This window comes from Nocardioides sp. (assembly GCF_035547795.1).
Classification (GTDB): domain Bacteria; phylum Actinomycetota; class Actinomycetes; order Propionibacteriales; family Nocardioidaceae; genus Nocardioides.
Window position 1 is genome coordinate 1 of record NZ_DASZUF010000164.1, and the last position, 10,926, is coordinate 10,926.

Sequence of the window (10,926 nt, forward strand, 5' to 3'; positions counted from 1 at the left end):
ACGAGAGCCACGACGGTCAGGGCACCCGCACCGTCGCGACGGTGACGCTCGGCGGGCACACCCTGCGGCCGGCGCTGCGCTACTTCGCCGGCCAGCAGACCACCGTGCCGCTGCCGGCGGTCGCCTCCGGGCCGCGTCGCGACGTCTACGTCACCCTGCTCGACGCGTCCTCGTCCGGCACCAGCGTCACCCTCCGGGTCGCGGTCAACCCGATGATCGACTGGCTGTGGGCCGGGGGAGTGCTGTTGGTGGTCGGCGGGGCGCTGGGCCTGCGCCGACCCCGGCGGCGGGCCGCGGCGCAGGCGGAGTCGGCGCCCGCCGTCGCCGTACCGGCGAGGTCGCCGTGATCGCTCCTGCCGCGCTGCTGTCCCGGCGGACGCTGCTGATCGCCGGGCTGGTCGCGGTCGTGCTCGTCGCCGCCCTGGTGCTGCGTCCGCGCGGCGCCTCCTCCGCCGGTGCGGGCTCCCCGCTGATCGGCAAGCCCGCGCCGGCGCTGGCCGGGACGACGCTGACCGGTCAGCGGTTCGTGCTGCGCCCGGGCCACGTCACTGTGGTCAACATCTGGGCGTCGTGGTGCGATCCGTGCCGGCAGGAGTTGCCGCTGGTCGCCGGATTGGCGCAGCGTTGGGCGAGTGACGGCGTCCAGGTCGCCACCATCGACACCCGCGACGGCGCCTCCTTGGCCCGCGACTTCCTGGCGAAGGTAGGGGCGTCCGGCCTGCTCGCCGTCCAGGACCCCGACGGCCGGACCGCCGTGGGCTGGGGCGCCACCGGCGTGCCGGAGACGTTCGTCGTCGACGCGCGCGGCGTCGTCCGGGCGCGCTGGATCGGCGCCGTCAGCGAGAGCTGGCTCACCGGTCAGGTCAGGCGCTGGAGTACGGCGTGAGGCGGTTGTCGCTGGTGGTCCTCGGCCTGGCCGTCGCGGCGGTCGTGGCCGGGCTGCTCGTCGGCCACCGGTCGCCCTCGCAGGCCGACCGGGTCGCGCACCTGGCCGGCGAGCTGCGCTGTCCGACCTGTGCCGGGCAGTCGGTGGCGGACTCGACCTCGCCGGTGGCCGCGAGCATGCGCAGCGAAGTCGCTCAGCAGGTCAAGGCCGGTCGCAGCGACGCGCAGATCCTGGGCTGGTTCCGCGGTCGGTACGGCGACGCCATCGTGCTGGCCCCGCCCACGCACGGGCTGGGCTGGGTCCTCTGGCTGGTGCCCGGGCTGGTCCTGCTCGCCGGCGTCGCGGTGGTGCTGTGGCGCCGCCGGCCTCCGCCCCGGGTGCCGGTGCGACCCCAGCGGCCCGCCGCGCTCTCCGCGCCGCGGCTCGCGGTGGCCGGACTGGCGCTGGCGGTGGCGGGCGTCGGCGTACCGCTGCTGCTCACCCGCCACTCCGACACCTCCGCCGCCGCGACGCCCGAGCCGGCCCCGTCCTCATCGACGGCCGCCTCGCCGGTCGAGGCCGCCTTCCAACTGCTCCAGGCCGGCCGTCCCGCCGACGCGGAGTCCCTGGTGCGCCCGGTTGCCGCCCAGCCGGGCCACGACCGCGCCCTGGCCGTCCTCGTGCTCGGGCTGGCGCAGCGCGCCCAGGACGAGCCGGCCTGGCGGGCCACCCTGACCCGATTCCTCAAGCACCACCCGCACCACCCGGCCGCCGCCCAGGTCCGCCGGCTGCTCCAGCCCTGAGGTGCGGCCTCAGCCGGTGGTGACCACGCCCCCGCGTGGCCGGCGCTGGTCGACCCGCAGCTCGAAGATGTCGTCGCGGGCGTAGTGGCCGACCACGTCGAGATCGTGATGGGCGCGGTCGATCGCGGTCAGGTCGATCGTCGCGACGACGAGCTCCGGGCGGCCGCGCACCGGCTCGACCACCCAGTCGCCGTCGGGGCCGATCACCGCCGACCCGCCGTCGAAGAGGACGCGGTCCTCGGCGGCGCCCGGGCCGAGTCCGGCGCGGTAGGCATCGAGCAGCTCCGCCGGGACGTCCTCGACGGTGAGGAAGAGTCCGGCGCAGAGGACGAAGCAGCGGCCCTCGAAGGCATAGGAGCGGGCGGCGATCTGGTGCATCTCCGGCGTGTCGGGCCAGGCCGCCACGTGGATCTGCTCGTCGGCGGCGTGCAGGGTCTGCCGCGCCAGCGGCATCCAGTGCTCCCAGCACACCAGGCCGCCGACCCGACCGGCGGGCGTCTCGACGGCGCGGAGCCCGGCTCCGTCGCCGGGGCCCCACACGATCCGCTCGGTGTGCGTCGGCACCAGCTTGCGATGCAGGTTGAGCAGGGTGCCGTCCGGCCCGATGGTCGCCAGGCTGTTGTAGAGCGTCCCGCCGGAGCGCTCGTTGAGCCCGATCACGACGGTGACGGCGTGCTCACGCGCGGCCCGGCGTACCGGCTCGAGACCGTCGTCGAGCGCGTCGGCGGCGCCGACGACAGGGCTCGCGGCGAGCAGCCTGGCGTGCCAGGCGCGGGCCACCGGGTCCTGCCACCCGGCCAGCCCGAACGCCCATGCGGGGTAGCCGGTCAGCCAGGTCTCCGGGAAGACCACCAGCGCGGCGCCGGCGGCCGCCGCCTCCGCCACGCACCCGACGGCACGCTCGAGGGAGGCGGCCAGGTCGAGCAGGACCGGCGGCCGCTGCGCGATCGCGACGACGGACTCGCTCACAGCTGCGGCGTTCCCTCCAGCTCCAGCTGGCTCGCGGCGCGGGCGCGGGCCTCCGCCTCGTGGTCGAGGCTGCGCGAGAACACGTAGTAGAGACCGCCGGCGACGACGAGGCCGATGGCGAAGGAGACGTCCGCGCCGTGCAGCTTGTCCGCGATCGGGCCGGTGTAGAACGACAGCGAGAAGAACGGGATCATCACCACGAACCCGACCGAGTAGGCGACCAGGCCACGCCACGACCAGTTCCCGTAGACGCCGCGCGCCCGGAAGATGTCGGTGATGGCGTACTCGCCGTGCCGGACGGCGTAGAAGTCGACCAGGTTGACGGCCGTCCACGGCACCAGGAAGTAGAGCATCAGCAGCACGAAACTGTTGAAGCTGTCGAGGTAGTCGGTGGGGATGAACAGTGCGACCACAACCGAGATCACGCCGATCGCCACCAGCCCGACGACCCGCACCCGCACGGTGGCCGGGACGGTGCGGAAGGCGTCGATGCCGCTGACGCTGGTGAGCATCGCGCCGTACGCGTTGACGCCCATGATCGAGATCAGGGCGAGCGTCGAGATCAGTACCACGATGGTGCCGAAGCCCGGGAAGAGGTGGTCGCCGGTGTCCTTGATCAGCGCGATCGCGTCGGCGCCGCCGAGCCTGCTGGCCAGCACGGCGCCCAGGCCCATCAGCCAGACCGCGGAGAAGGCGGCGCCGAGGTAGGTCCAGAAGATCAGCTTGGGCGCGGAGGAGTCGGCGGGCAGGTAGCGCGAGTAGTCCGAGACGTAGACGGCGTAGCTGATGTTGTAACCGGCGGCGAGGGAGAACTGCACCAGGAACGCCGTGCCGCTCCAGCCGCCGGCGTGCGCCGCGGTCGGTGCATGCAGGCTGGTGAAGGCGAGGATGGTGGTGATCGCGAAGGCGATCACCAGCAGGTAGGTCATCCAACGCTGGATGAAGTGCAGCAGGTCGTGGCCGACGACGGCGATGACGATGGACAGCGCCGTCAGCACCGGGTACCAGAACCACTTGCCGTCCGGGAGGATCAGCCCGAGGCCCTGGGTGCCGAGGATGGTGTCGAAGACCATGAAGCCGACGTAGACGAAGACCGTCGCCAGGAAGGGTACGACGACACCGCGGCGACCGAACTGGGCGCGCGACTGGATCATCTGCGGCAGCCCCATCCGTGGGCCCTGGTTGGCGTGGAAGGCCATGAAGAACGTGCCGAAGCAGGCTCCGAGGGCCACGGCGAGGAAGGTGTAGCCGACCGAGAGCCCCATCTCGGGGCCGGTGAAGCCGACCACCATCGTGGGCAGGACGAAGTTGCCGGCGAACCAGAACGGGCCCTGGTGCCAGAGCGTGCCCCGCCGCTCCGACCACGGCACGTAGTCGATGGAGTGCTGCTCGATGATCCGTGCGGAGCCGACGTCGGCCGAGGTGGTCTGCGTCATCAGGTGTCCTTTCCTGGAGCGGTCGCTCGCGAAGCCGTGGAGGTGGGGTCAGCCGAAGGGGAGATAGCCGGGGGCGGTGGGGGACCAGGGCGCCGCACGCTCCCAGAGCGCGGCGACGTCGAGCAGGGCGCGGTCCGCCCAGCGGGGAGCGGTCAGTTGGAGGCCGAAGGGCACCCCGTCGGGGGTCTCGCCCGCGGGCAGCGAGACGGCGGGCAGGCCGGTGAGGTTCTGCATCGCCGTCGAGTACGTCGCCGGTGGCAGCAGGCTGGCCTGGCCCGCGTCGGGCCGGCCGGTGGCGGGGATCCCGGCCACGGCGACGGTCGGCGTCGCGAGCAGCGTGCGCGAGCCCAGGATCGTGTCGATCCGGGCGATGTGCGCGAAGCGGCGGCGCCGGGCGGTGAGGTAGTCGTCGATCCCGATCCGGGCGCCGAGGTCGAAGAATTCGCGGGTGCTCGGGTGCAGCCGTCCGGCGGCGTCGGCGATCCGCTCGCGGCCGAGCGCGGCGAGATGCTCCGGCGCGGCCAGCGTGAACCAGTCGTCGTCGGGGCTGCCGTCGGGGAAGAAGTCGGTCGGCGACCACCACTCGGGGCTCAGCCGCAGTACGTCGGCGAGGGCTGCGACCGCGGTCTGGAACGCGGTCGCGACGTCCGCTGGCAGCGGGCCGAGATCGGCGGTGCGCTCGGCGGCGATGAGGCGGGTTGGCGCCTCGGCCGCGGGCAGCGGCACCGGCAGTGCCCTCGGGTCGCCGGCGACCGGGCCGGCCAGGACGTCGAGCAGCAGCCGGGCGTCGTCGACGGCGCCGACCATGAGGCCGTCGGTGTCGAAGTCGATCCAGTCCGGCGCCCCGCGGCGGCCGATCACGCCGTTGGTCGGCTTGTAGCCGAGCAGCCCGCACCAGGCGGCCGGGATCCGCACCGACCCGCCGCCGTCGGTGCCGGTCGCGATCGGTGCCAGCCCGGCGGCCAGCGCGGCCGCCGAGCCGCCGCTGGACCCGCCGGGGGAGAGCTCCGGTCGCCACGGGTTCCGGGTCGGGCCGAAGAGCGGGTTGTCCGTGAACCCCTCGATGGCGAACTCGGGGAGGTTCGTCTTGCCCACGACGATCGCACCGGCGGCCCGCAGCCGCGCCACGACGGGGGCGTCGGCCTCGGCCACCGGACCCCCGGCGAGCAGCGCGGAGCCGTGCGTCGTACGCAATCCGGCGACGTCGGTGTTGTCCTTGACCAGGACCGGCAGGCCTGCCAGCGGGCCGCTGCCGGCGCCGCGGCCGGTGTCGACGGCCCCGTCGACGGCCCGCGCCTGCGCCAGCGCACGGTCGGCGTCCACCGCCACCACCGCACCGAGGTCGTCGTGCTCGGCGATCCGTTCCAGGGAGAGCTCGACCAGCTCGACGGCGTGACGGCGGCCCGCGCGCACGGCGGCGGCCAGCGCGCGCAGTGACGGCCCGCGATCAGTCATCCGGTCTCTCCTCGTGGCGCAGGGCCAGCAGTGAGACCAGGTCGTAGGCGACGTGCGAGGCGGCGATGCCGGTGATGTCGGCGTGGTCGTACGCCGGTGCCACCTCGACGATGTCGGCGCCCACGATGTCGAGGCCGCGGAAGCCGCGCAGGATCTCGAGCAGCTCGCGGCTGGTGATCCCGCCCGCCTCCGGGGTGCCGGTGCCCGGGGCGTGCGCCGGGTCGAGCACGTCGATGTCGATCGAGACGTAGACCGGCCGGCCGGCGATGCGCTCGCGGAGCCGCTCCACCACCTCGACCACCCCCTGGTGGTAGACGTCGGCCGCGGTGAGGATGCCGAAGCCGAAGCGGCGGTCGTCCTCCAGGTCGCGCTTGCCGTAGAGGGGGCCGCGAGTGCCGACGTGGCTGAGTGCCTCGGTGTCGACGATGCCCTCCTCCACCGCCCGGCGGAACGGCGTGCCGTGGGTGTACTCGGCCCCGAAGTACGTGTCCCACGTGTCGAGGTGGGCGTCGAAGTGGACCAGCGCGACCGGCCCGTGCCGCCCGGCGGCGGCGCGCAGCAGCGGCAGCGAGATGGTGTGGTCGCCTCCGATGGTGACCAGCCGGGTGTCGTCGGCGGTCAGGTCGAGCGCGGCCTCCTGGATGGTCTCGATGGCGGCGCCGATGTCGAACGGGTTCACCGCGATGTCGCCGGCGTCGGCGACCTGGGCGATCTCGAAGGGAGAGACGTCCAGGGCGGGGTGGTAGGGCCGGAGCAGGCGCGACGCCTCGCGCACGTGGGAGGGGCCGAAGCGCGCGCCGGGCCGGAAGGACACCCCGGTGTCGAACGGGACCCCGGCCACCACGACGTCGGCGGACGCGACCTCCTCCAGGCGCGGTAGCCGGGCGAATGACGCGATGCCGGCGTAGCGAGGGGTCTTCGAGCTGTCGATGGGTCCGACGGGGGTGGGCAAGACGAGTCCTTCCGTTGTGGTGTGGGTCACTCTAGGAAGCGGCTGTGGTGACGGCAAGCGGATCGAAAGCAAAGGCCCGCCTAGTACTCACGATCGTCCTGTCCAAGCGGTACTATGTGCCGAAAGAACAGCAATATGGGCACCGGCGTACTCGTTCTGTCGCGGCACCGGAGCGAAAAAAATTGCGGTGGATTTGCGGGAGGGTGCGCATGGACGACCTCGATGAGGCGATCGTCGAACTGCTGCAGCGCAACGGTCGGCTGACCCACGGCGAGATCGCGACAGCGGTGGGGCTCTCCCGCTCCGCCGCCGCCGCGCGCACGCAGCGCCTACTCGGCAGCGGGCAGGTGGAGGTCCGCGGTGTGGTGCACCCGGCCGTGGTCGGCCGGGGATCGCTGGCCTACGTCGCGCTGCTGGTGCGGGGGCCGGCGGCCACGGTGGCCGAGCGGGTGGCGCGCCGCGACGACGTGCCGCTCGTCTCCCTGACCACCGGCCGGCACGCCGTGGTCGCCGAGGTGCGGGCGCGGTCGGCCCTCGACGTGGATCGCGCGGTCGGCGAGCTTCGTCGCCTCGACGGCGTGCAGAGCATCGACACGCTCTCGTACGTCGAGGTGGTCCGCGACGTCATCGGTCCCGTCGGCGAGGTCACCTACGACGTGGACGACGTCGACCTCGCTCTCCTGCGCGCCCTGCAGGACGACGGCCGGGCGTCGTACGTCGACCTCGGCGCGCTGGTCGGGCTCTCGGCGGCCGGTGCGCGGCGGCGCGTCCTGCGGCTGTTGGACGAGCAGGTGGTCCGGGTCGGTGCGGTCGTGCGACAGTCCGGTGGGGATCGGCAGGCGGCCATGGGCCTCGGCCTGCGGCTCGACGGCGGCCACGAGCGGGTCATCGCCGAGCTCGGTGCGATGTCGACCGTCACCTTCGTGGCGCGCACCCTCGGCCGCTTCGACATCCTGGTCACGATGCGCGCCCACACGACCGCACCTCTGACCGCCTCGCTGGAGAAGGTGCGCGCGCTCCCGGGCGTCAACGAAGTGGAGAGCTGGACACACCTGAGCGTTGTCAAGGAGAGCTACGCCGCCATCGGGCTGGGCACGGTCGCCGACCCGGCGCCATGACGCACCGTCAGGCGCCCGGCGCTCCGTAGCGCTCCTGCACCAGCCGCAGGTGCGTCCAGGAGCGCAGGCCCGCGACGCCCGCGAGCGTCCCGATCCGGTCGAGGACGGCGATGGTGTCCTCGGTGGTGGTGGTCACGATCGTGCCCACGGCGTCGGCGCTGCCGAGCGTCCGGGCGAGGAAGTCGACGGCAGCGATCTCGCCGATCCGGGCCAGCACGTCCGGTGCCGGCCCGTCGAGGTCCAGTGCGAAACCGGTCATGACGGAGCGACCCAGCTTGGTGGGGTTCACCAGCGTCACGATCCGGGCGACACCGCAGTCGAGCAGGTGGCGCACGCGGGCCCGGGTGGCGGCAGCGGAGAGGCCGACGTGGGCGGCCAGCTCGGCGTAGCTGGCCCGCCCGTCGCGCCGCAGCAGGTCGACGAGGGTCCGGTCGGTCTGGTCGATGGCGGGGGCGGCGCCGCCGGTGGTGAGGGGCGGCGGCAGGTGCGGCTCCTTGACCACGTCGGTGTAGACGATCGTCTCGACCGCTGCCACCCCGTCGGTGCCGCGGAGCCGGTCGACGAGGTCGCGAACCCGCCCGAGGTCGGTGGTCCTGATCTCGGCGACGACGCTGGCCTGGCCGGCGACGATGGAGACGAACACCGCCTCGTCCTGCTCGGCGAGCGTGCGCGCGATCTCGTCGCGACGCGCCCCGATGACGGAGACGGAGAGGTAGGCGTTCGCGTGGATGCCGTCGAAGTCCGGGCGCACGGTGGCGACCACGCGCACGACGCCGTCCGCGATGAGTCGCAGCACCCGCGAGCGAACCGCCTTGCGGGAGAGGCCGACCCGACCGGCGAGGGACTCGAAGGAGGCGCGGCCGTCCTCCTGCAGGGCCGCGACGAGCTCGAGGTCGGTTTCGGTCAGTCTCACCGGGCTCACGGTAGCGAATCGGAGGCGAGAGGCTGTGCAGGCAAACAAAATGGGCATTGACCTCCAGGTTAGCGGCACATATCGTTTGGAAAGACGGTCGTCAACGAACCAATCGGACCATTACGCCGGAGACTCCGGCTCGAATCGCAGGAGACCTGGGTGAGACACGACGAGCAGATCCGCCCCGGCGGGATCGAGACACACACCATCGACTTCATCCCGCTCAGCGAGCGGCGCGGCAAGCCGTGGCACCTGTTCACGCTGTGGTTCGGCGCCAACAGCGTCATCGTCAGCGTGGTGACGGCCGCGATCCTCGTCGGCGGGGGTATGTCCTTCGCCTGGTCGGTCGCGGCGATGGTCATCGGCTTCGCCCTCGGTGGCTTCCTCGCGGCGTTCCACTCCGCTCAGGGTCCCCAGCTCGGCATCCCGCAGATGATCCAGAGCCGCGCCCAGTTCGGGTACGTCGGAGGCGTCGTGCCGATGCTGATCGCCGAGGTCAACTACCTGGTCTTCTTCGCCGCCGCGCCGGCGATCTGCGGCCTGCTGACCAACGCGGTGTGGGGCTGGAACATCTACGTCGTCGCCGTGGTCGTCACCGCGATCACGTTCGTGGTGGCTCTCTTCGGCTACGACTTCAGCCACCGGCTCGCCAAGTACCTCAGCGTCGCCGCGGTCGTCGGCTTCGGCATCCTCACGATCCTGGTGCTCGCCCACCACGGCATCGACCATCCGACGACGCACAACCTGCACACCGGTGGCTTCCAGACCGGGCTCTTCCTCACCGGCGTCGCGATCACCTTCGTCTACGCCGCCGGCTACGCGCCCTACATCGCCGACTACTCTCGCTACCTCCCCGAGGACAGCTCGACCGCCGCGACGGCGTGGTGGACCTACGCCGGCATCGTCATCTCCGGCATCTGGCTGTTCGTGCTCGGCGCCTACCTCACGACGGTGACCGGGTACGGCGCCGACACGCTCGGCTCGGTGGTCCAGGTCAGCGACTCGTTCAGCAAGGTCTTCACCGCGCTGCTGGTGGTCGTGGTGGTCGGGATCCAGGTGCTGCAGGGCTCGCTGTCGATGTACGCCGGCGGCAACACCGCGATCAGCATCGCCACCTCCCTGCGCCGTACCGTCGCGCCGGTCGAGGCGAGTATGCGCACCCGGCTGTGGTCGCTGGTGCCGTTCGCGCTGCTGTGCCTGGTCGCGACCATCGCCTACTCCAAGAGCTTCACCAGCGCGTTCACCGACGCCCTCGGCGTGGTGCTGATCCTGCTGATCCCGTGGTCGGCGATCAACCTGGCCGACTTCTACTTCGTCCGCGACGGCCACTACGACGTGAAGGCGATCTTCGACCCCGCCGGCGCCTACGGCCGGGTCAACGTCGCCGGCGCCGTCAGCTTCCTGCTCGGCTTCGTGGTCGAGCTGCCCTTCGCCAACCTCGGCTTCTGGGCCGGGCCCGTCGCGCACCGGCTCGACGGCGGCGACCTGTCCTGGCTTGTCGGCATCGTGGTCAGCGGTGCCTGCTACCTGCTGATGACCCGCACCGCGCGCGTCGCGGTCACGACCCCGGAGGTGTCCACCCGATGAGCTCGACCATCCTGACCGGCGGCCCGGTCCGCACCATGGCCGAGGACGGCCAGGTGCCCGAGGCGGTGCTGGTCCGCGACGGCATCGTGCAGGCGGTGGGCAGCCTCACCGAGATGAAGCGCTCGGCGTACGAGACCCCCGAGATCGTCGACCTGGACGGTCGCACGCTGATGCCGGGATTCGTCGACGCGCACGCCCACACCATCTTGCACGGGTCGGCGATCGACTGGGTGGACCTCTCCGGTGCGCGCACCATCGACGACGTCGTCCGGCTGCTCGGCGACCGCGCCGCCGCCCGTCCCGGGGAGGCCATCCGTGGCTACGGCTACGACCAGTCCAAGCTGGCCGAGGGCCGGCACCCGTCGGCGGCCGACCTCGACCGGGTGGCGCGTGACCGGGTGGTGCAGATCCAGCACGCCAGTGGCCACGGCTACGTGGTCAACACGCTCACCCTGCGGCAGGCGAACATCACCGCCGCGACCCCGACCCCGGCCGGTGGCCGGATCGACCGCGACGCCGACGGCGAGCCGACGGGCGTGCTCTTCGACTCCGCGTGCGACCTGCTGACCGGTGCCGAGGGCGTCAAGGTGCGCAACCACGGCCCCAACTTCCACCTCCCCATGACGCACGCCGAGATCGACCACCTCTTCGACCTCGGCCAGCGCTCGCTGCTCGACGCCGGCATCACCACCATGTGCGACGCCCAGGTGACACAGCTGGAGATGGACAGCTACCTGCGGGCGCGGGACGAGGGCCGGCTGCTGATGCGCACCGAGATGCTGGCGCTGTCGAGCAACCTCGAGCACCTGACCGGGCTCGGGATGAGCT

Annotated in this window: 11 protein-coding genes; 6 read left to right on the top strand and 5 right to left on the bottom strand. The window is 72.4% G+C overall.

Features of this window, described 5'->3' with window-relative positions; genetic code table 11:
* From VHA72_RS11145 to VHA72_RS11155, 3 genes are all read left to right on the top strand, one after another.
* The coding region (locus VHA72_RS11145) for a cytochrome c-type biogenesis CcmF C-terminal domain-containing protein (RefSeq protein ID WP_325575182.1) at positions 1–347 on the top strand (347 nt) is incomplete at its 5' end.
* Positions 344–886, top strand: a complete 543-nt coding sequence (locus tag VHA72_RS11150) for a TlpA family protein disulfide reductase (RefSeq protein WP_325575184.1) — start codon at positions 344–346, stop codon at positions 884–886. The genes VHA72_RS11145 and VHA72_RS11150, both read left to right, overlap by 4 nt.
* Complete coding sequence (locus tag VHA72_RS11155; RefSeq protein WP_325575186.1) at positions 883–1,668, top strand: cytochrome c-type biogenesis protein; 786 nt, start codon at positions 883–885, stop codon at positions 1,666–1,668. The genes VHA72_RS11150 and VHA72_RS11155 overlap by 4 nt, the downstream gene beginning before the upstream one ends.
* Before the next feature lie 9 nt (positions 1,669–1,677).
* Here VHA72_RS11155 and VHA72_RS11160 read toward each other — a convergent pair whose 3' ends face one another.
* Genes VHA72_RS11160 through speB form a run of 4 tightly spaced genes read right to left on the bottom strand, consistent with a single transcriptional unit; the run spans position 1,678 to position 6,480 of the window.
* Entirely contained in the window at positions 1,678–2,637 is a 960-nt protein-coding gene (locus tag VHA72_RS11160; protein WP_325575188.1) for a carbon-nitrogen hydrolase family protein, read from the bottom strand.
* On the bottom strand, positions 2,634–4,073 hold the full coding sequence (locus tag VHA72_RS11165) for a purine-cytosine permease family protein (protein ID WP_325575189.1): 1,440 nt from the start codon (positions 4,071–4,073) through the stop codon (positions 2,634–2,636). Before VHA72_RS11165 ends, VHA72_RS11160 begins: the two co-directional genes overlap by 4 nt.
* 48 nt (positions 4,074–4,121) lie before the next feature.
* Positions 4,122–5,528 carry an amidase gene (locus VHA72_RS11170; RefSeq protein ID WP_325575190.1) on the bottom strand — a complete coding sequence of 469 codons (1,407 nt, stop codon included), beginning with the start codon at positions 5,526–5,528 and terminating at the stop codon, positions 4,122–4,124.
* Entirely contained in the window at positions 5,521–6,480 is a 960-nt protein-coding gene (gene speB, locus VHA72_RS11175) for an agmatinase (RefSeq protein WP_325575191.1), read from the bottom strand. The genes VHA72_RS11170 and speB overlap by 8 nt, the downstream gene beginning before the upstream one ends.
* A gap of 209 nt (positions 6,481–6,689) precedes the next feature.
* Between speB and VHA72_RS11180 the strand changes: the two genes are divergently transcribed.
* Positions 6,690–7,598, top strand: coding sequence for an Lrp/AsnC family transcriptional regulator (locus VHA72_RS11180; RefSeq protein WP_325575193.1), 909 nt, complete (start codon positions 6,690–6,692; stop codon positions 7,596–7,598).
* 7 nt (positions 7,599–7,605) lie between these two features.
* Here the strand turns inward: VHA72_RS11180 and VHA72_RS11185 are convergent, their stop codons facing one another.
* Entirely contained in the window at positions 7,606–8,511 is a 906-nt protein-coding gene (locus tag VHA72_RS11185; RefSeq protein WP_325575195.1) for an Lrp/AsnC family transcriptional regulator, read from the bottom strand.
* A gap of 159 nt (positions 8,512–8,670) precedes the next feature.
* Here VHA72_RS11185 and VHA72_RS11190 point away from each other — a divergent pair, with 159 nt between their 5' ends.
* A complete protein-coding gene (locus VHA72_RS11190) occupies positions 8,671–10,098 on the top strand; it encodes a purine-cytosine permease family protein (protein WP_325575197.1) in 1,428 nt (475 codons plus the stop codon).
* Positions 10,095–10,926, top strand: an 832-nt coding sequence (locus tag VHA72_RS11195) for an amidohydrolase (protein WP_325575199.1), incomplete at its 3' end; no start/stop codon positions are given. The genes VHA72_RS11190 and VHA72_RS11195, both read left to right, overlap by 4 nt.

What these genes read in the sequence shown, in the direction of transcription:
- VHA72_RS11165 (WP_325575189.1), bottom strand. Translation starts at nt 4,073, where the DNA reads ATGACGCAGACCACCTCGGCCGACGTCGGCTCCGCACGGATCATCGAG.
- VHA72_RS11180 (WP_325575193.1), top strand. Translation starts at nt 6,690, where the DNA reads ATGGACGACCTCGATGAGGCGATCGTCGAACTGCTGCAGCGCAACGGT.
- VHA72_RS11170 (WP_325575190.1), bottom strand. Translation starts at nt 5,528, where the DNA reads ATGACTGATCGCGGGCCGTCACTGCGCGCGCTGGCCGCCGCCGTGCGC.